The sequence below is a fragment of the Methylobacterium sp. E-012 genome, from assembly GCF_057836545.1.
This window is the reverse complement of record NZ_JBYQEY010000001.1, coordinates 1,168,708-1,189,027: the sequence shown is the minus strand read 5'-3', so window position 1 is coordinate 1,189,027 and position 20,320 is coordinate 1,168,708. Positions and strand designations below refer to the sequence as shown.

The window sequence follows — 20,320 nt, the reverse complement described above, 5'->3', positions numbered from 1 at the left end:
GCTTTTCGGGGGCAACATGTACCCCCGCGGAGCCGACGGGGATCGAGATCGGAGCATTCACAGTGCCGGACGCAAGAGGCCTTAGACTCGTTCAACTTCGAGGTAGCCGATGACGCCCGTGCCGTCCTCCGAGTAGGTCATCCGGCGAACAGTGGTAGGTGGAATCTCCTCGGCGAATTTTTCGATCTCGTCGCGAGTCCGGTACAGGAGGTACCAATCCATAAACACCTCCATATAGGCTTCCTCGGGGACGCCCCACAGGAAATTGGGTATCAAGAGCCGCCCGCCGGGGTCGAGGTGTTCGAAAAGGGCGCGTGTCAGGCGTGCAGCGACCCGTGCGTCGAGATAGTCGTACAGGCCCGCCGCATAGATCAGATCGAACCGGCCCAAATCGGTCTTTCCGGCAAGAATGGCCCGAACTGTGCTCGGGTTGGTCTCGATCACTTCAGAGATCGAGGTGCGATAGCCATCGACGGCGGCGAGGCTTGTAGCATCTTGGTCGACCGCCAGCAGACGCCCGATCCGGCCCTCTTTCAAGGCCACGCTGAGTTCTGCCTCACGCAGATGGCCACTGGCTACGGCAAGGATCCGCGGTCGATCTCGCCGTAGCGCGGCATCATCGATTTTCCCAGCCAGGATTGACCGCCGGAGTCGCACAGCTTCGCAGGCCGTCACGTCGACCGTCGAGGTCATGACCGTGCGCCCGGCGTCCGACGCCGCCTCTTGTGCAGGCCGCGCAGCGGGATGGCGATAGACAAAGTCCAGAAGCCCGGCGTCACCGGGATATCCGCGTGGCCTGGTAAAAGAATGGTGGGTGAACGGACATTCGTGGATGAGACCGGCGAGGGTATGGGTGCGAGCCGCCGGAAGTACTGCGTTTTGCCACGTCTTATCGCTAAACGTTTCCTTGAGCAGACCGAGTAGATCAATAACGGCCTGCGTCAGCCGGCTGTAGTTATCTGGAGTCGCGAGAGCGAGAAGTCCCGTCAGCGCCGCACGGACGTCATCGCCAACGACCGCATAAAGAGTTTCCGGCAGTTCAACCGGGATCCGGGTGGCTCCCTCCTGTGTGAGCTCCCAACCTTGAAGCGAGACAAAGCCTTGCAGGCCCTCGCGTTCACGCGAAAGCAGAAGTCCCTTACTGGCCATCTGGAACCACCCCGATCCGACGCCGAGACCGCTCGGCGCCGGATTAAGCTTAACCAATGGTTAAGCTTTGTCCATGGGCATGACGCACAGGACTCGAGATAATCGACCTCCTGATCGCTGCAGACCAATGCGTTTCGATGACTCGCCTCACACGAGGAAGTGGCCTGCGGGGCGGGACCGTAGAGCGACGTACGCCACCGCGCGCCTAGGCAATGCGATGGTTAACCACGTTCGTCAAATTTGAACCATAGGGGCTGGCTGCACTCGCCAAACGATGAACGCTCCCGAGCCGCCGAGGCATTAAGAATTTTGGGACGCAACCCTGGTAGAGCATTTGCGGAAGGCCGGGGCCGCTATGAGCATCGCAACGCTCGATCAACTCGACGACGAACTGAGGAAGTGCTGGTTTCAACGCCGCTCGCCTCAGCTGCATCGGTCATTTCGAATTGCGCATGAGCAAGCAGTGCGCATAGCCATGAGCCAATCCTGTCAATGGGTCGGGCTGCTTTACATCGCGTTCGGCGCGATCGACGCCGTCCTCATCCGTGACATGCTCCCCTATACGCTGACGCTTCGCTTCGCTATCGGTGGGCTATATGTCGCCGCGATCGTAATGCAGGTCCGAAACAAGGTCGATACACAAATTCTGGAATACCAGTCCGCGCTGGGCATCTACGTTGGCTTCGCCGCTTGGCTGTATTTAGCTACACAAAGTTCTGACACAACCGCGACGCTGTACTATGCTGGGTATGGCTTGATATTCATGTTGGTCTCTAACTTATTCTTTGATCTGAGCTTTAAGCTCGCCCTAATCTCGTCCGGGTTGATCGCATTTACATTTCTGGCATGGGCATTTGAATTTGCTAATAATTGGGCTTACATATTTTGCTTCGGATCACTGTACGCGTTCAGCTTATTGTTGACGCTATTCCTGAATTTCAAATACAATCGCGAGAGATTTCGTGTCTATTTAAACTCTTGTCGAGCCGAAATCGGTCATCGGGAGGCGCTTCACCGTGGAGAAGAACTTTACCGCCTATCGACGACGGACGCGCTGACGGGCTTAGCCAATCGACGCGCGATCGACGGCATCCTGCAAAATCTTTGGAATAAAAGTGTCGAACTTGGCGAACCGTTCGGCGTGATTTTGATCGACGTTGACTTCTTTAAGCTCTACAATGATCGTTACGGGCATCAACAGGGAGACCGCTGTCTTGCCACGCTCGGCAAGGCGATGGGCGAGGTCGCCGAGCGTCAGAAATGTTCGCTCGGCCGCTTTGGCGGAGAAGAATTTGTTGCGCTGCTATCGGTTAGCTCAGCCAAACAAGTTCACGCCGTCGCGGAGGAAATTCGTCACGCGGTAGAGACACTCTGCATCCCCCATACGGCACGTCGCGACCATAGATCATCAGTCACGGTCAGCATCGGCGCAGCGTATTCCACGGACATCGCGGGCGAAAAACCCGAGCGCACGGTGACTGCGGCGGACTTAGCGCTCTACGCCGCAAAGGACGAGGGCCGCGACCGCGTGCGGATTTTCGACAAACGAATGCTCGACGACGGCGCTGACAACGAACTCAGCGCCGAGAACCTCCGATCGGCTTTGGCGGATGGGCGCATCTCTGCAGTCTTTCAGCCCATCGTTGACATATCGGTGGGCCACGTATGGGCGGCCGAAGCGCTGATGCGGCTCAAAGATGCTGAAGGGCACTCGATCTCACCGGAAGCGTTCATTCCTGTCGCTGAACGTACGGGGGTCATCCTCGAGATGGGGGAGTGGATTCTACGGGAAGCCTGTCGCTTCCTCGCCGCCGAACCGAACCTGCCTGTCGTCAGCGTAAATATCTCCGCGCGGCAAATCGACGATCCCAATTTCGTGAGCACTGTTAGAGCGATCGTTCAAACAACGGGCATCGAACCATCACGTTTGGCCCTGGAGATTACCGAGAGCGGGCAGATCAGCGGCAACCCTGAAGTTGCTAAGCTGATGGAGCAGCTTTCCGCGTCGGGCATCCGGGTATGGCTGGACGACTTCGGCACGGGGTTTGCCGGCTTGACATGCCTCAGTGAACTCCGATTCGATATGGTGAAAATCGATCGTTTTTTTGTGCAAAGTTGCGATACACCCCGTGGCGAAAAGCTCCTGAAAAATATCATCGATCTCGTCAGCACCTGCGCGCAGAAAACTATTGTTGAAGGTGTCGAAGAGGCTCGACAAATCGAACTTGTCTCCTCGTTTGGTGTCGATCTATTTCAAGGCTACTATCTCGGGCGTCCAATGCCAGGTCATGAACTTAGTCACAAACTGCTAGACAATACAGCTGCGCGAACACCGGCAATTACATCGGCCAACGCGTAAAAGTCAGATTTCTCATATAGATTGCCCATTGCGAAAAGCGCTTCGTCGTTCTTCTGGAAACAGCTCGACGCACTGCATCGAGTGTAGATCGATTTCAGAATTTCTAATATTAGTCTCATACTGTCAGAAGTAATGTGGGACATATGATTGACACTGCTCTGCTAAGGTTCAGCCCACGATGTTATTGCGAACGGCACGCCGAGGCGGGCCAATCGTTGTCGGAGGCAGTACCGCGACTAGACGTATGTGTAGCCAGCGCAATGCTACCGGAAGCAGTCTAAAGAGTGGCGACGCCACCCCCGTACAATTTTCACCTCTATAGATACCACGTATGAACTTACATAATCAGGAACATATTAAAAGAAGCGAGCTTAAGCTTGGCTTTGCGATGACGCCTGCGAGCAGCTCAATGCGTGCCCTGTTGATTGCCAGCGCTGCCTTGTTTCCCAAGATGCTATTGGCTGACCAGCTGGAAGGGCCAGCTCGAAAGATGATCGAGAGTTTAGTTAGTAAGGCGATAACTCACAACATATTGACCCCATTGGCTATAGCCTGTCTTGTCGAATAAGAGCCGACACTCACTTCTACATCTCCCACTAGTTCGACAACCGGTGCGCGTTGGCTATCAGGAAGTATTCTACGAATTCGGCTTGTAACGAGGCTTTTATAGACACGGCGGCTCTCATGGGTTCACCAACCGATGGCTGGAGCTTGAGCCATACCACCACCGACGCAAACAGTCGCAAATCGATCGGGGCGGCATTCAGTTGCACTACAGTGTTGTTCACCCTCGTCCCTTTCACCTCAAACGCAATTGATTCGGCGCGGCACGGCACGGCACGGCACGGCAGAAATTATTCTCCTTGCCTCTATGTTCAGGGGGATGGCTATGCGGAGATGGGATGAGGAAATTCGGTTCGCGCTGTACGAGCGCCCAGCGATAACGTCGCTTTTAACGCTTGCTTTGTTCATCGCGGTTATTGCATCGACGGTGGCTGCATATGAGGGATCGCTTCAAAACCTCGACGTTCTCGCAGTCATCGTCCTTCCGGTCGCTGCGGTTTGGTACAGTTATGCGCGTCCATGGAACTACACAGGAGAGAAGCCGCGGGCGCGCATTGTCGTCGCCCTCGTTTCGATCGTCACAATAGGCCTGCTCGCTGCCAATCGCGTTCAGAGGGACCGAGATGCATCCGAGGCCTACAGGGTTGAGCACGAGACGGCCTGTCAGGCACAGATCGGCACTTCAAGAGCCGATACCGTTCCTCAGAAGTACACATTCGATACATGTGCGAGCTTACTGACACACGAGGAGGCGATCGCGATCTGTCGATCTCGGGTCTTCAAGCGTGGTCCCTTGCCGGATGGCTGGCACGGATGTTCTGAGTACGAGGCAGAGATTCTAGCACTCCCACGGTAGCCGTAACTGTCTCTTGTTGAGCTACCCAAGTGTTTGGCATTCTGGTCTGCCATGGAAGCATCACCTGGATGGGGCACCAGCAGGCGTATGCCAGCCTGCAGTTTCCGCGCGAGCTTCGCACTTGGCATGGCCCTGATTAGCTACGGTTATGGCGTGGACGATCTCTACGCGACCAGCGTGTGAGGCTGCGGTGCACCTTGTTCCGTAGCGTGCCCTTACGCGAATGGCATGGCAGCTGTCGCGCCAAATGTCCGCTATGCGGAAGCAGCAGATTCTCCTTGAATGACCGGGAAGGGCGCGAAGCGGCCGGAAGGTACTGGTCTAGAGCGGCCTTTGGACGAATGAGGCGGGCAACAGACGCTGCCTCTCACAGGGGGATCCGATAGATCACCTCAGCCGCCGTCAATCCCCTGGCATGCCATCTGCACAATAGACGCCACCCATAGGATTGGAGGGGCTCAATGAGGCGACGCGATGTCCTTGCTGGTGCCACGGCCTCCCTCATCACCGCGCCGAGCCTCGTGCGTGCACAGGCTGCTACAACGCTCAAGTTCATCCCCTACGCTGACCTTGCCCTGCTCGATCCGCTAGTCAGCGCCTTCGTGACCCGCAACCACGTGATGATGGTCTTCGACACCCTCTACGCCCTCGACGCCGCCGGTGTGCCCCGGCCGCAGATGGTTGGGGCTGAGAGCATTGAGGACGGCGGCCGGCGCGTGCGCCTTACCCTGCGCGACGGCCTGAAATTCCACGACGGTAGCCCTGTGCTCGGACGGGATGTAGTCGCCAGTCTCAAGCGATGGGCGAGCACCGACTCCTTCGGCCAAGCGCTGATGGCGGCAACCGACGAACTCTCGGCGTCGTCCGACACGACGGTCGAGTTTCGCCTAAAGCGCGCGTTCCCGCTCCTGCCGAACGCTTTGGCCAAGCCGACGAACCTCATGGCGGCCATCATGCCGGAGCGGCTGGCCGCGATCCCGCCCACCACCCGCCTGACTGAGATGGTCGGGTCAGGCCCATTCCGGTTCGTCGCCAACGAGCGCGTGCCGGGCGCGCGCAACGTGTACCGCCGCTTCGAGGGCTACGTGCCGCGGACTGACGGAGTGCCGAGCTTCTGCGCCGGCCCCCGCATCGCCCATTTCGAGCGCGTCGAGTGGTTGACGAACCCGGACCCAGGCACGCAGGTCGCTGCTCTCCAAGCCGGCGAGGTAGACTGGGTCGAGCAGCCGCTGATGGATCTCGTCCCCAGCCTGCGCACGAATAAGGCGATCAAGCTGCAGGTCGTGGAGGACAAGGGTCTGATCGGCGTCTTGCGCTTCAACTTCCTCCACCCACCCTTCGATAACCCGGCAATCCGGCGCGCCGTACTGCGAGCTGTCAATCAGACTGAGTTCATGCAGGCGGTCGCGGGCGACAACGCCGCCGTGGACATCCGCGTCGGCGTGTTCGGCCCCGCCGGCCTGCCGATGGCCAACGACGCTGGAATGGAGGCCCTAGGTGGGAAGCACGACCTCGGCACGCTCAAGCGTGACATCGCGTCGGCCGGCTACAAGGGAGAAAAGGTCGTATTCCTGACGGCGACGGACGTCCCGCGCATCAACGCGATCTGCAGCGTGGGCGTCGAGATGATGCGTCAACTCGGCCTGAACGTCGACGAGGTCTCCACCGACTGGGGCAGTGTCGTGCAGCGTTCCACGAGTCAGCAGCCGATCGACAAGGGCGGCTGGAGCGTGTTCGGCTCGTTCTGGGGCGGCTACGACATGATGAACCCAGCCGGCCACCTGCTCCTGCGCGGCACCGGGCTAAGGGCGTGGAACGGCTGGCCCACGGACGAGCGGCTCGAGAACCAGCGCCAATCCTGGATCGACGCGGCGGACCAGGCCGGGCGGCTCGATATCGCGCGCCGGATCCAGGTCCAGGCGTTCGAGGACGTCCCATTCCTGCCATTGGGATCTTACCTCCAGCCGACTGCCTATCGTGCTGACCTCGAGGGGATGCAGGTTGGTCTGCCGCTGTTCACTAACATCCGGCGGTCTTAAATCCGGATCTTGCGCCGCGAACCTGCGCATGTCCCGGGCTGGCAATGAGCGGAATGGCCGTTTATGGGCGAGGATTGGGCAATGCGGACATGTACGGACATGCAGCCGCAGCGCTTACTGTGATCGGATTGAGATGGAGGGTTTGATCTGCGTTAAAGCTCAACTTCGCTGCAGCGCCAATTGTATGATACCGGTCACTCCGAAATTAACATTTATCGGCAGAGGCCTCGTAGATCTCGTCGATAGCCGCGGCGAGCGCCGCGTCGAACGCGTCGTCGCTTATGCCAGCCGTGAGCCCCTCCGTGAGAGCGCGTGAGAAGCTCGCGATCACGCCGTGGTTGCTGGCCAGCTTGGCGCAGGCTTCCTGACGCGAGTAGCCGCCCGACAGCGCCACCACCCGGACTACCCGCGGATGACGGGTCAACGGCGCGTAGAGGTCCGTTACGTCGGGCAGGGTGAGCGTCAGCATGACCTGCCGGTCTCCGGGAAGACCGCTGAGATGCCGTGCTAGCTTGGCGAGAAGGAGCGCCTCGGCGCCGCGCTTGTCGGGGCACTTGATGGACACTTCCGGCTCGATGATCGGCATAAGACCATGCGAGGCAATCCGATCTGCGATCGCAAACTGCTGCTCCACGACCGCAGCGATGCGACGTTCGGACGAAGAACTGATGACCGAGCGCATCTTCGTGCCGTAGACGCCAAGCCGGCTGGCGCGGTCGAGAAGCGTATCGAGATCCGGCATCGGCTTCATCAGGCTCACGCCGTTGTCCTCAGGAGCGAGCCCCCTTGTCGACCTTGAGGAACGGCACGATCCCGCGTTCTTGCCAAAGGAAGGCCGGAACGGGCTTGCCGGCGGCACTGCCGTCCATCGTGCCCTCGAACAGAATCGCAACCAGCACCTTGGCGCCCGTGAAGGCGGGCGAGATCATGATGCGCACGCGCATCGCATGCATAAGGGCAAACATCTCGGCGTCGCTGACGTAGGCGTCGTCAGGGATGCCGTAGAGGCGCAGCGCACCGGGCGTCGACCCGCCGCTCTGATCGAGCGCGGCGATAAAGCCGTCCGCTGCGACGCGATCTGCCATCTTGTCTAGGAACATGGCCTCACCCCACGATGGAACGTGCTGCCACCTTTCCGCATGCGACTGTCTTGATCGCCAGCCTTGACCAAGCTCGTCAAGCTCTGCAGTCGGGATACTGAGCTCGGCCCGCAATGAAGTCTTCTCGTCGCAGCTACCGCGGGTGACTTCTTTGAGCCGCCGCTGCGCCGCGATTGAACGAACGTGGACCTCTCACAGCCGCTGAGAAATGGCTCGCAGGACGTCCCCGATTCAAGCGAACCGCGGGCGATGATGCCCATCAATGCCGCTTATTGCTCCACAAACCGACCTTGATCGCGTCACGCGATCAGATCCTGAAGTGTCAGATTACGTTCCACGGTGTCCACCGTTCCGGCCAAATGACAGCTGGATCTAGGCGAAAAGAGATCGGCTGCTTTCGGTGTTCCATTTAGAAGAAGCAGCTTTTGTTCGGCGTTCGAGAGGCCCACAATGCGGTCATGGCGATGCGATGATCCCCATGCGTCGCCATGGCCGCAGCGGATCGTAAGCCTTTAAGGCTCTTCCCAGATAGCGATGCATTGCAGTGAACAGCAAGGTGCGGCACGTAGAAGATCTATAGATTATTGCTTAGCCATGTTCCGTGCGAGATGTTCACCGATCATCACGCAGGTGAAATGCAAGTTGGCCCGGCAATCACTGGGCATGATGGACGCATCGCAGACGCGCAGTCCGCCAATTGCGCGAACCTTGAGATCCGGGTCGACGACGCCGGATGCGTCCTGCCATCCGCTCATGCGGCAGGTGCCGGCCGCATGCTGGATATCGCCGGCTTCGGCGAGCATCAGGGCATTGAGTTCGGAATCCGGGAGGCGCGCGGCCTCGCCGATTGTGAGCGGGCTTTCTCCGAACCAGATCGCCGTGGCGAGGTCGGCCAGAGCCGGCTGTTCCATCAGGCGCGCGAGGCGTCGCACCGCATCGCGCATGCGCAGGCAATCGCGCGGATCGTCCAGCATGTTCTCCTCGATGACCGGATTGATCTGGGGATCGGGCGAGGTAAGGTACAGCGAACCGCGCGAGAACGCATCGTACAGCCCGACGCCGACGGCCCCTTGCGGGGCCGGCACCGGACCGGTCAGGCCCCGGTGATTGTAGGCGACGAGGATCATGTCGCGCTCGCCGCCGCCAGCGAGACCGCTGGAATACGTCACACAGCAATTGGTGTGCCGCGCATCCGGACCGAACGCCCGGTGGTCGGGCCGCAGGTCCATCGTCGCCCGCAGGATCGGGTGATCCATGAAATGGCCGCCGACCGCCTCGTGTGCCTGAAGGACGGGAATGCCGAGGGCGTGGAGTTGCGCGGCCGGACCGATCCCGGATCGCATCAGGATGGCCGGGCTATGGATGGCGCCAGCGCACAGGACGATTTCTTGGCCGTGAATCTCGGTCCAGGGCCCTGTCCCGAAGCGGACACGGAGACCGACAGCGCGACGTCCTTCGAACAGGACGCGATCGACGAGGGCGCAGCCGCGGATCTCGAGATTGGGCCGCCCGCGTGCCGGCTCGAGATAGGCGTCGTTGGTGGTCACACGGTGCCCGTCGCGACTGTTGATCGGATTGCACGAGACGCCTTCGCCCTCCGGAGCGTTGAGATTCGCCTTCCAGGGATAGCCAACAGCGAGCGCTGCGTCCCGCAGCCCGAGATCCACCGCGCCCCAGGCCTCCTGCGGCGCACGGTAGACCGGGAGCGGACCGCCACGGCGGATGCCGGCTTCCGTGCCGAACTCGGCGTCGTCTTCGATCTGGTCGAAGAGCGGCAGCACTTCGCTGGCAGACCAGCCAGTGCAGCCCTGTTCCGCCCAGGCATCGAAGGCCGCCGGGACGCCGCGGATTGCAATTTGTGCGTTCACCGTCGAGCTCCCGCCGAGCGCACGCCCGCGCCAATAGAAGCGGGGCTCCTGCGCGCGGGTTCGCCGGCTCACCAGCCCGGGCCACTGCCAGTCCGCCTGGTGGTCCGGGTCGTACATGAACGGCACGATGTTGGCCGAGCGCAAGGCCGGCGGGGCCTCGCCGGTGCGCCAGTCGCGCCCCGCCTCCAGCAGGAGCACGCGTCGCTTCGGATCTTCCGAGAGGCGTGCGGCGAGCGCGGCCCCCGCGGAACCGGCGCCGACGACGACCACATCGTGCAGGGCTGCGCTCATTTCTTCTCAACGTTCCAGAACAGCGGGATGGCGGACGGGATCAGGCCGGTGAGCGTGGTCCGGTAGGCTGCGGGCTGCGCGAATTGGCCGAAGGGCACGACCAGGCCTTCGCCGTAGATGACCGACTGTATCTCGCCCGCGATGTCACGCCGCTTGTCCGGATCGGGCTCGCGGGAGAACCGGTCGAACAGCCCGACCATGCGCCGGTCGCACATGAACCCGGAACTCGCTGCATCCTTGCAATTGAAGTTGATCGCCGAGTTCGTCAGCGGGAAGCTGAGGTCTAGGCCGAGGGCGTGAATGCCGAAGACGTTCCACCCGGCCTTCTTGGTGCGACGCACGAGCAGGGCCGCCCAATCCATGACCTGGAGATCCACGGTGAAGCCGGCCTGTTTCAGCCGGTCGGCCAGAATCGTCGAGGAGACGCGCGCCGCCTCGAGATCGTTGGCCGCCATCACGATCACAGGCTCGCCCTTGTAGGCGGTCGCCTTCAGGGCGGCTCGGGCCGCCGCCACCGACGGATCGTGCAGGAGCTCGGTCCCGGCATGCGTCTCGTAGGGGGAGCCGCAAATGAAGAAGGCGTCGCAGGTCTGCGAGAAGCGTCGATCCAGGCCGAACCCGTCCAGGACCTCGCGCTGATCCACGAGGCTCAGCAGCACGCGCCGAATCGCCGGGTCGTCGAAGGGCTTGGCCGCCGTGTTGATGCGGTAATGCCCCGTGAACCTGTGCGGGCCGGTGAAGTTCATCACCGCCAGGCTCTTGTTGCGCTTGATCTGTTCGATCAGATCGAACGGCGCGTACTGCATAAGATCAATCTCGCCCACGCCGAGGGCGCCGACGGCCGTCGCCCCATCCGGAATGACGCGAATGTCGAGGGCGTCGACTTTCACTACTTTGCCGCCGGCCAGGAAGTCCGCCGGCTCTGTACGCGGCCGATACTCGACGTTCTTGCGCAACAGCATGTGGTCGCCGGTGATGTGCGTGGCGCGGTCGTAGACGAAGGGACCTGATCCCATGACCTCCGAGAGCTGCGTCGTGGCCGGCGTCGCGGCGAGCCGGGCGGGCATGATGAAGGGCGTCGGGCTCGACGTGGTGCCAAGCGTGTCGAGCACGAGGCCGTAGGGCTCCCGCAGCGTTAGCACGAAAGTCCTGTCGTCTGCGGATTCGAGCGCCGCCGCCACATCCATGAGCCGACCGCCGAGCGCGCTGCGGGCTGCCCACCGCTTGAGCGAGGCGACGCAGTCGGCGGCCCGGACGGGGGTGCCGTCATGGAAGCGCAGGCCGTCGCGCAAGGTGAAGCGCCAGGTCAGGCGATCGTCCGACACCGACCACGTGTCGACCATCTGCGGTTTGAACACACTTTTCGCGTCCGGTGCGAATAGCGTGTCGTAGACCATGAAGCCGAAGGTCCGGGTGATGTAGGCCGTGGTAAAATAGGGATCGAGGGTGACGATCTCGGCTTCGAGTACTGCCCGCACCGTCGTCTCCGCACCGGCTGGTGCCGGCGCCAGGAGCGCCCCCGCGGCTGCAATCAGCCCGGGAAGCCAGAACCGTCTCATGCGTATTCAACCTGTGTCCGAGCCGGCGGGGGCCGTTCCCGATCGCGTTGCACTCGGGACCGCTCAAAGCCCTTGATGCAACGCGCTCGCCGCCGAACCGGTATCCAGTTCGGTGGCGAGCGCTCCAAGCAAGCCGGATACCAGTATGCGTCATCCATCCGATCCGGTGAGCGCACCGTGCTACCAGCGACGGCACGACGTCTTCACTCGCGCCTGGTGCGTTGCCGCATCTCCACCATCACAAGTGGCCTGTTCGATGCATTCGGCTGGAACGGTCCCAGTTCGCCGTGGGAATTGCCGGATCGCCCCGGGGGCGCTCCGAGCCGCTTGAAAAGGTCTCGAATGAATCGACGCGATTTTGCCAAGCTCGTGCTCGCCGCAGGTGCGGTGGGTCCGATCCCCTTCGGCATCACGCGCGCCGCAGGCCAGACCCGCGGCGGCGTCCTCAACACCGTGATCCAGCCCGAACCGCCGATCCTGGTCTCGGCGCTCAATCAGCAGGCCCCGACGCTCACGGTGTGCGGCAAGATTTACGAGAGCCTGCTCACCTATGATTTCGATCTGACGCCGAAGCCTGGCATGGCCCAGAACTGGGAGCGCAGCCCAGATGGCCTGACCTACACATTCAAGCTGTTTCCCGGGATCACCTTCCACGACGGGTCGCCGATGACCTCGGAGGACGTGGTGTTCTCGGTCACGAAGGCGCTGATGGAGGCCCATGCGAGGGCGCGCGGCACGTTCTCGCGCCTTGCTTCCGCCGAAGCGCCGGACCCGCTCACCGTGGTGTTCAGGCTGAAGGAGCCGTTCGCGCCGTTCCTGCACGCTTTCGACGCCACCACTGCACCGATCATCTCCAAGGCGCTCTACGAGAACACCGATCTGCGCCAGAACCCGAACAACGCCCGGGCGATCGGCACCGGCCCGTTCAAGCTCAAGGAATGGGTTAAGGGATCCCACATCCACCTCGTGCGCCACGAGGGCTATTACCGCAAAGGTGAACCCTATCTCGACGATATCTACTACCGCGTCATTCCGGACGCAGCCTCCCGGGCCGTCGCTCTGGAGAGCGGCACGATCCAACTGACCCAGTGGAACGACGTCGAGGCCTTCGACGTGCCGCGCCTCAAGGCGCTCCCGAACCTCGACATGACCACGAAGGGCTACGAATTCTATGCCCCCCATCTCTGGCTGGAGATGAACACGCGTATCGCGCCGATGAACGACCGGCGCTTCCGGCAGGCGGTGCTCTACGCCATCGACCGGGAGGCCCTGCGCAAGCGCGTCTTCTTCGGCCTCGGCAAGGTCGCCACCGGCCCGGTCTCCTCGAAGACGCGGTTCTACGAGCCGGACGTGAAGACCTACGAGTACGCCCCCGCGAAGGCGACGGCGCTCCTCGACGAGATGGGGCTGAAGCCCGGCGCGGGCGGCAAGCGGGTGAGCCTGAAATACCTGGTGCCGCCCTACGGCGAGCTATGGCAGCGGGTGGCCGAGTACGTGCGCCAGTCCCTCGGCAAGGTCGGGATCGACATCGTGCTGGAAGGCATCGACGTCGGCGGCTGGGCGGCGCGATGCGGCAACTGGGAGTTCGAGATCTCCGCGCCCTGGACCTACCAGTACGGGGATCCCGCTCTCGGCGTCTCGCGCTCCTACATCTCCACAAACATCCGCAAGGGCATCCTGTTCTCGAACACCTCCGGATACAGCAACCCGGAAGTCGACCGGCTGTTCGAGGAGGCTGCCGTGGCGCGGGACGACGCCACCCGGCAGACACTCTACAGCCGGGTCCAGAAGATCCTGGTCGAGGACGCGGCGGTTGCATGGCTCACCGAGCTCGACTTCCCTACCTTCACTGACAAGCGCATCAAGGATCTCGTTGTCACGGGCAGCGGCGTGAACGACACCTTCGCCCGGGCCTATCGCGCATGAGGACGATGGCCGCCCTGGCCGCCTGGATCGCGCGGACGCTGGCGGTGATCCTGGTCATTGCCAGCGCGAACTTCGCCCTCGTCCACGCGGCGCCCGGCGATCCGGCCCAGGTCATCGCCGGCCAGTCTGGCGCCTCGGACGAGACGCTCCTCCGACAGCTCCGGGCGGAATACGGTCTCGACAAGCCCTACCCCGTGCAGCTCGCGACCTATCTGGGCCGAGTTCTGCGGCTCGATCTCGGCTATTCTTACCGGCAGCAGCGCCCGGTGCTCGGCCTCGTGCTGGAGCGCCTGCCCGCGACCCTGCTGCTCACCGGCACGGCCTTCGCCCTGGCGCTCGGATCCGGGATTCTGCTCGGCACCCTCTCGGGGGTGCGGGCGGGCCGGTGGTCCGACACCCTGATCGGCCTCGTGACGCTGGTGCTCTACGCCATGCCGGTCTTCTGGCTCGGCCTGATGCTGGTGCTCGTCTTCTCGGTCCAGCTCGAATGGCTGCCGGCCTTTGGCTATCGCAGCGTCGGCACGACGTTCTCGCCGCTGGGGCAGGTCGGCGACGTGCTGGCGCACCTGATCCTGCCCGTCCTTTCGCTCGCCGCAGTCTATCTGGCGGTCTACGCCCGCCTGATGCGGACCTCGATTGTCGAGGTCGCCGCCCAGGACTTCGTGAAGACCGCCCGGGCCAAGGGCCTCACCCGCGGCCGCGTGATCCGCGACCACATGATCCGCAACGCGATCCTGCCGGTGGTGACGGTGGCCGGCATGCAGGCCGGCGCGCTGGTCGGCGGCTCGGTGGTGGTCGAGACGGTGTTCGCCTGGCCGGGCCTCGGTCGGCTGGTGTTCGAGGCCCTTAGCCAGCGCGACTACCCGGTCCTTCTCGGGATATTCCTCGTGATGTCCGTGCTCGTGATTCTCATTAACATGCTGACTGACCTGCTCTCGCGGCTCATCGATCCGCGGATCGCCGACTCCGCGAAGGCCGCGTGATGGGGGTCGTCTGGGCGTACCTGCGCAATCCCGCCGGAATGATCGGCCTCGTGCTCCTCGTTGCGGTGGTCGCGGTGGCGATCTTCGCGCCGCTCCTTGTCCCTGTCGATCCCTGGGAGATGGTCGGCGCCCCATTCGAGCCACCGCTGAGCCCAGCCCTGCCCCTAGGCTCCGACACGATGGGTCGGGACATCGCTGCCGGCCTCGCCCACGGCGCCCGGGTCTCGCTGGCGATTGGCCTCGCTTCGACGCTCACGGCTCTTCTGATCGGCGTGGTGATCGGTGCGACGGCCGGATGGTTCGGCGGCCTCGTTGACGGCGTACTGATGCGGATCGCCGAGCTGTTCCAGACGATCCCTGGCTTCATCCTGGCGGTGCTGCTGGTCGCGACCCTGGGGCCGTCGCTCACCCACGAGATCCTGGCGATCGCGGCGATCAGCTGGCCGCCGCTGGCGCGCCTGACCCGCGGCGAGTTCCTGCGGCTGAAGAACCGGGACTTTGTGCGGGCCGCCGCCTGCCAGGGCGAGCGTCCCGCCGCCCTGGTCCTGCGCCACATCCTGCCGAACGCCCTGGCGCCGATCATCGTCACCGGCGCGCTCACGGTCGCCACCGCGATCCTGATCGAGAGCGCGCTGAGCTTCCTCGGTCTGGGCGATCCGAACCTGATGTCCTGGGGCTACATGGTCGGCGCCGCCCGTACGGTCATCCGGCAGGCCTGGTGGACAAGCGTCTTCCCCGGCGCTGCGATCCTGGTAACGGTGCTCGCCATCAACCTCGTCGGCGAGGCGCTCAACGACGCGCTCAACCCGCGGCTTGCCCGGCGGAGCGGCGCATGAGCCAGCCGGTCCTCACGATCACGGACCTCTCCATCAGCCTGCCGCGGGGCGCCGACCGGACCCAGGCGGTGAGCGACGTCTCGATCACGGTAGGTGCCAACGAGATCGTCTGCCTCGTGGGCGAGTCGGGGTCGGGCAAGTCGATGATCGCCCATGCGATCTTGGGTTTGCTACCGCCGGGGGTGACGGTGGCCGGCGGCGGCGTCACACTGCGCGGGCGCGACATCGCCATCGCGTCTGAGGCGGAGATGCGCGCCATCCGCGGACGCGACGCCGCGATGATCTTTCAAGAGCCGCTCAGCGCGCTGAACCCGCTGAAGCGTATCGGCGAGCAGATCGCCGAGGCCATACGGGCCCATGCGCCGGAAATGCCGCGCGCCGCGGTCGGAGCGCGGGTCGGCGCGCTGATCCAGGATGTCGGCCTGCCGGACCCGGCGCGAATTCGAGCCAGCTTTCCGTTCGCGCTGTCGGGCGGCCAGCGCCAGCGGGTGATGATCGCCATCGCCATGGCCAACAATCCGGCGCTGCTTGTGGCCGACGAGCCGACCACCGCCCTCGACGTGACCACGCAGGCTCAAATCCTCATGCTGATCCGCAACCTCCAGAGCGAGCGGCAGATGGGCGTCCTGCTGATCACGCACGATTTCGGCGTGGTCGCCGAGATGGCCGACCGCGTCGTGGTGATGCGCGACGGCCGGGTCGTCGAGCAGGGCAGCGCCGAAGCGGTCCTGACCGCGCCCCACGACCGCTACACCCGAGCGCTGATCGCCGCGGTGCCGCACGGCAGCGGCCGCCCGCCCCGCAGGACGACGGCGGCGTCGCCACCGCTGCTCAAGATTGAGGCGCTCTCCAAGACTTTCATTACGCGACAGGGATGGTTCCGTCCGGCCCGGCGCGTGGTCGCCGCGGACGCGATCTCCCTCACGCTGTCGGCCGGCGAGACGGTGGCAGTGGTGGGCGAATCGGGGTCGGGCAAGTCGACCCTGGGGCAGATGATCCTGCGTCTGGTCGAGCCGGACTCGGGCCGGGTCCGCTTCGAGGGCCATGATCTCCTGGCCCTGCGGGGCGAGGCGCTCCGGGTCGCACGCCGCCGGATCCAGATCGTGTTCCAGGACCCGTTCGCGTCGCTGAACCCGCGCCAGAGGGTCGGCGAGGCGATCGCCCGCGGTCCGATGGCCTACGGCGTACCGAAGGCCGAGGCCGTCGCCGAGGCGCGGGCGCTGCTCGACCGGGTCGGCATGAAAGCCGGCGCGGCCGACCGCTTCCCGCACGAGTTCTCCGGCGGCCAGCGCCAGCGCATCTGCATCGCCCGGGCGCTGGCGCTCAAGCCGCGCGTCCTCGTGGCCGACGAGGCGGTCTCGGCGCTCGACGTCTCCGTGCAGGCCCGCGTGCTTGACCTGCTGGCGGAACTCCGCGCCGAGTACAATCTCGCGATGCTGTTTATTACCCACGATCTGCGCATCGCCGCCCGGATCGCCGACCGGGTCGCGGTGATGCAGCAGGGCCGGATCGTCGAGACGGGTCCAGCCACTGCGATCTTCGCCGCGCCCGAGCACCCCTACACCCGCGGCCTCGTGGCCGCGATGCCGGGCCGCAGCCTGTTCGGCGGGCTCGACGCGTCGGCGCCCGAGGCGCTGACCGCCTGAGCGTGTCCGCCGGTTCAGCAACAAGGGCCGGCAGCACCGGCACGGATGATGCAGCAGCCGTGTGTCTTTCGAGGCGCCTGCAACTCTCGGGGAGATCCATGGCTTCGGCGAGCGGACGGATTCTAACGGGCGCGGAGGTGAAGGCGCTGTCGCAGCGCTCAGACCTGCGCGGTGCGATGCGCCTCGGCGCGCATGTCCTGATGTTGGCCGGCTTCGGCTGGCTGGTCTGGCGCTCCGGACCGTGGACGCTGCTGCCCGCCATGATGCTGCTAGGCATCGTGCAATCGGCGCTGTTCGCGCCGATCCACGAGACCATCCACCTGACCGCGTTCCGCTCGCGCCGGGCCAACGCCGTCGCCGGCTGGCTGGTCGCTTGCCCGTCGCTCCTGAACTGGCACTTCTACACGGCCTTCCACCTCGCCCACCACCGCCACACGCAGGATCCCGAGCACGATCCCGAACTCGCGTTGCTGCCACCTTCAACCCTCGACGCCTATGTCTGGCGCGTGATGGCACTGCCCTACTGGCGCACCCGCCTCCAAGTGGCTGCAGCCGGCCTGCGCGGCGACCTCTCGGCTTACCCGTTCATCACGGAGCGCGCCGCGCCGCGTATCATCCGGTCGCTCAGAGTGATGTGCGCTGTCCTGCTCGGCGTCTCGGTTCTCGGTATGGTGCTGATCGGCTGGTGGGCGCCCCTGGTGTTCTGGATCGGGCCTCAGCTCCTCGGGCAGCCGTTCCTGCGGCTCTACCTGCTCACCGAGCATACGCTCTGCACGATGGACGACAACGGTCTGACCAACACCCGCACGACCTTGACCAACAGCCTGATGCGTCTGCTCATGTGGAACATGCCGTTCCACACCGAGCACCACCTCTACCCGTCGATCCCGTTCCATCGCCTGCCGGACGCCCACGCGGCGATGCGTGAGCGGCTCGTCGTGCTCCAGCGCGGCTACGCGAAATGGCATGTCGGCTTCGTCCGGACGCTGCGCCCGTGACCGGATGGCCGACAGGCACCGGTACCTTCGCGCTCGGTGACCTGCCGCTTCAGTCGGGCGCCGTGCTGCCGGGTGCGCATCTGCGCTGGAAGACGCACGGGACCCTCTCGTCCGAGCGCGACAACGTCGTGCTCTATCCGACGAGCTACGCGGCCCAGCACCCCGACCTCGAATGGCTGATCGGCCCGGACGGCGTGCTCGATCCGGGTCGCTGGTTCATCGTCATCCCGGACATGTTCGGCAACGGCCTGTCGTCGAGCCCGTCGAACACGCCGGACTGGCCCGGCCTCGTCACCGCCTGGGACAACGTCCACGCTCAGCGCCGCCTGCTCGCAGAGACCTGGGGCATCGAACACCTGCACGCGGTCTACGGCTGGTCCATGGGAGCGCAGCAGGCCTATCACTGGGCGGCTTTGTTTCCCGAGCAGATCGCCCGGGCGGTGATCAACTGCGGCAGCGCTCGGACCGCCACGCACAACCGCGTGTTCCTGAAGGGTTTGATGGCGGTGCTGGAGGCCGCGCCGGAGCATCGCGGCGCCGGCCGCTTCTCGGCCGAGCCCGCCGCCGCGCTCCGGGCCTTCGGACGCATCTACGCGGGCTGGGCGCTCAGCCAGGACTTCTACCGGGCCGACCTGCACCGCACCGCCCTCGGCGCCCCGGACCTCGACACCTTCCTGTGCACCGACTGGGAGGAGCGCTTCGCTCGCCGCCCGGCGGCCGACCTGTACGCGCAGCTCCGCACCTGGGAGGCGGGCGACATCAGCCGCGCCCCGCGCTTCGGCGGCGACCTCGCACGGGCGCTGGGTGCGATCACGGCCCGCCTGCTGCTGATGCCGGGCGAGACCGATCTCTACTTCCGCATCGCCGACAACGCCGCCGAGCTACCGCACCTGCGCGAGGCCGTCCTGCGGCCGATCCCGAGCGTCTGGGGCCATCGCGCCGGCAATCCCGCGGCCAACGCGGCCGACGCCGCCTTTCTCCGCGACACCGTGCGGGCCTTCCTCGAGGCTGACGCGATAAACCCCTGATCGGTGCGGCTGGCGCCCAAGATCCGCACCAAATCCCGAGCATCAATTGCAAACGGGTTCGGCGCCCGGGCGAAGCAGAGAAGTCACATCATCGCGTCAACCCCGTATCGCAGGCGAGACGGCGCTCGGCCTTGCCCCATGTCCGCTTCGGAGATGCTGCCGATGGCAGTCGGATGACCGAGATGGGCGCAAAGCTGAATGTCCGCTTCCAGACTTAAATTCCGCGTCGATTCCGCATCGACTGAGAACAACTCAGCCCTTTAAGGCAACGTGAAAATAAATTTCGACGGGAGATGCGGGGATGTGGTGTTTTGCGCCTCGTCAACGCCGCCACCCGCGACCAACAAGAGTCTCAACGTGTCGTCCCAGTCAAATATCTACGGTACCGTGTTCTTCGTCCGCCGTGACCGCTGCATCGTCAGTCACCTGCCCGTTCCGGTCCACCCGTCTATCGACGCCCTTGAAGGCGCGATGCGCGTCGACTTCGATGACGAGGCCGCGGCGGGCGGATCCAGCGTGCGATTGCAATTCACCGAAACCCTCGACAATGCGCTCGCCGACACATGCGGAGGTCCTGATCTTGATGGGGTGATCGCGGCGTCCGCGCTCGGTCTCCTGCGACTGTACGGCCGTGAGAGCCTGACCGTCGTCGACAAGGGCACTCAGTACAAATACGTGCCGGTTAAAGACGGTGAGGAGACCTTGAGAAGCTTGCAGGTCTTCGGGCGTTCAGTGGCTCGCCAGCTGATATCTAGGCGGCTGTACTAACCATCTGCCCGTCCTCGTACCCGGACGGATGGCAGGCGCACAGCAGGCCGCGCTGCAGGTCTGGAGTAGTGCGCCTCGTGCCTCTTCATCGGCCAGCCACAGGATTGCAGTCGGCCACAAATGAGTCCGCTGCCTGTTTTAGGGCCCGCTTCCGGCGGCCAGGTTTTATTCTTGTTCTCTGACGAGAAGGCGATTTCAGGAAAGGTCTGACGAGGGGGGCCCTAGTTCCGACCCGATGGAATGCCGGCAATGCCTACGTGCGGGCTGGCGCGGATGAGCGCCGGACAGCGCTCAGGCATCGAGCGGCTCGCGAGCCGACGACGAGCGCCTCGGAGCGAGGAAGGCGGGAT

At 63.9% G+C, this 20,320-nt stretch carries 12 protein-coding genes and 1 pseudogene; 9 read left to right on the top strand and 4 right to left on the bottom strand.

Annotated elements, in window-relative coordinates; genetic code table 11:
* Nucleotides 1–81: 81 nt before the first annotated feature.
* Nucleotides 82–1,149, bottom strand: coding sequence for a class I SAM-dependent methyltransferase (locus tag AC3IF1_RS05625; RefSeq protein WP_243969339.1), 1,068 nt, complete (start codon nt 1,147–1,149; stop codon nt 82–84).
* 355 nt (nt 1,150–1,504) lie between these two features.
* On the opposite strand from AC3IF1_RS05625, the gene AC3IF1_RS05620 reads away from it, so the two are divergent.
* Entirely contained in the window at nt 1,505–3,508 is a 2,004-nt protein-coding gene (locus tag AC3IF1_RS05620) for a putative bifunctional diguanylate cyclase/phosphodiesterase (RefSeq protein ID WP_489216427.1), read from the top strand.
* A gap of 1,881 nt (nt 3,509–5,389) precedes the next feature.
* Entirely contained in the window at nt 5,390–6,967 is a 1,578-nt protein-coding gene (locus AC3IF1_RS05615) for an ABC transporter substrate-binding protein (protein WP_489216425.1), read from the top strand.
* 205 nt (nt 6,968–7,172) lie between these two features.
* On the opposite strand, the pseudogene AC3IF1_RS05610 reads toward AC3IF1_RS05615, so the two are convergent.
* From AC3IF1_RS05610 to AC3IF1_RS05600, 3 genes and pseudogenes are all read right to left on the bottom strand, one after another.
* Nucleotides 7,173–8,067, bottom strand: a pseudogene (locus AC3IF1_RS05610) (fructose bisphosphate aldolase).
* 581 nt (nt 8,068–8,648) lie between these two features.
* Nucleotides 8,649–10,214: a GMC family oxidoreductase gene (locus AC3IF1_RS05605; RefSeq protein WP_489220325.1), complete on the bottom strand. Its 1,566-nt coding sequence runs from the start codon at nt 10,212–10,214 to the stop codon at nt 8,649–8,651.
* Between the two features lie 8 nt (nt 10,215–10,222).
* Nucleotides 10,223–11,785 carry an ABC transporter substrate-binding protein gene (locus AC3IF1_RS05600; protein WP_489216423.1) on the bottom strand — a complete coding sequence of 521 codons (1,563 nt, stop codon included), beginning with the start codon at nt 11,783–11,785 and terminating at the stop codon, nt 10,223–10,225.
* Nucleotides 11,786–12,127: 342 nt separating this feature from the next.
* Here AC3IF1_RS05600 and AC3IF1_RS05595 point away from each other — a divergent pair, with 342 nt between their 5' ends.
* The 7 genes from AC3IF1_RS05595 to AC3IF1_RS05565 all read left to right on the top strand — a co-directional run bounded on the left by AC3IF1_RS05595 (nt 12,128) and on the right by AC3IF1_RS05565 (nt 19,970).
* The gene (locus tag AC3IF1_RS05595) at nt 12,128–13,711 is read left to right on the top strand and encodes an ABC transporter substrate-binding protein (protein WP_489216421.1); all 1,584 of its coding nucleotides are present in this window, start codon (nt 12,128–12,130) and stop codon (nt 13,709–13,711) included.
* The gene (locus AC3IF1_RS05590; protein ID WP_489216419.1) at nt 13,708–14,694 is read left to right on the top strand and encodes an ABC transporter permease; all 987 of its coding nucleotides are present in this window, start codon (nt 13,708–13,710) and stop codon (nt 14,692–14,694) included. Before AC3IF1_RS05595 ends, AC3IF1_RS05590 begins: the two co-directional genes overlap by 4 nt.
* Nucleotides 14,694–15,530, top strand: a complete 837-nt coding sequence (locus AC3IF1_RS05585; RefSeq protein WP_489216417.1) for an ABC transporter permease — start codon at nt 14,694–14,696, stop codon at nt 15,528–15,530. Before AC3IF1_RS05590 ends, AC3IF1_RS05585 begins: the two co-directional genes overlap by 1 nt.
* A complete protein-coding gene (locus tag AC3IF1_RS05580; protein WP_489216415.1) occupies nt 15,527–17,176 on the top strand; it encodes an ABC transporter ATP-binding protein in 1,650 nt (549 codons plus the stop codon). The genes AC3IF1_RS05585 and AC3IF1_RS05580 overlap by 4 nt, the downstream gene beginning before the upstream one ends.
* A gap of 98 nt (nt 17,177–17,274) precedes the next feature.
* Complete coding sequence (locus AC3IF1_RS05575) at nt 17,275–18,174, top strand: fatty acid desaturase (RefSeq protein WP_243969400.1); 900 nt, start codon at nt 17,275–17,277, stop codon at nt 18,172–18,174.
* The gene (locus AC3IF1_RS05570; RefSeq protein WP_489216413.1) at nt 18,171–19,202 is read left to right on the top strand and encodes an alpha/beta fold hydrolase; all 1,032 of its coding nucleotides are present in this window, start codon (nt 18,171–18,173) and stop codon (nt 19,200–19,202) included. Before AC3IF1_RS05575 ends, AC3IF1_RS05570 begins: the two co-directional genes overlap by 4 nt.
* Nucleotides 19,203–19,559: 357 nt before the next feature.
* Nucleotides 19,560–19,970, top strand: a complete 411-nt coding sequence (locus AC3IF1_RS05565; RefSeq protein WP_489216411.1) for a hypothetical protein — start codon at nt 19,560–19,562, stop codon at nt 19,968–19,970.
* Nucleotides 19,971–20,320: the final 350 nt, after the last annotated feature.

What these genes read in the sequence shown, in the direction of transcription:
- AC3IF1_RS05590 (WP_489216419.1), top strand. Translation starts at nt 13,708, where the DNA reads ATGAGGACGATGGCCGCCCTGGCCGCCTGGATCGCGCGGACGCTGGCG.
- AC3IF1_RS05595 (WP_489216421.1), top strand. Translation starts at nt 12,128, where the DNA reads ATGAATCGACGCGATTTTGCCAAGCTCGTGCTCGCCGCAGGTGCGGTG.
- AC3IF1_RS05580 (WP_489216415.1), top strand. Translation starts at nt 15,527, where the DNA reads ATGAGCCAGCCGGTCCTCACGATCACGGACCTCTCCATCAGCCTGCCG.
- AC3IF1_RS05615 (WP_489216425.1), top strand. Translation starts at nt 5,390, where the DNA reads ATGAGGCGACGCGATGTCCTTGCTGGTGCCACGGCCTCCCTCATCACC.
- AC3IF1_RS05620 (WP_489216427.1), top strand. Translation starts at nt 1,505, where the DNA reads ATGAGCATCGCAACGCTCGATCAACTCGACGACGAACTGAGGAAGTGC.
- AC3IF1_RS05625 (WP_243969339.1), bottom strand. Translation starts at nt 1,149, where the DNA reads ATGGCCAGTAAGGGACTTCTGCTTTCGCGTGAACGCGAGGGCCTGCAA.
- AC3IF1_RS05600 (WP_489216423.1), bottom strand. Translation starts at nt 11,785, where the DNA reads ATGAGACGGTTCTGGCTTCCCGGGCTGATTGCAGCCGCGGGGGCGCTC.
- AC3IF1_RS05575 (WP_243969400.1), top strand. Translation starts at nt 17,275, where the DNA reads ATGGCTTCGGCGAGCGGACGGATTCTAACGGGCGCGGAGGTGAAGGCG.
- AC3IF1_RS05585 (WP_489216417.1), top strand. Translation starts at nt 14,694, where the DNA reads ATGGGGGTCGTCTGGGCGTACCTGCGCAATCCCGCCGGAATGATCGGC.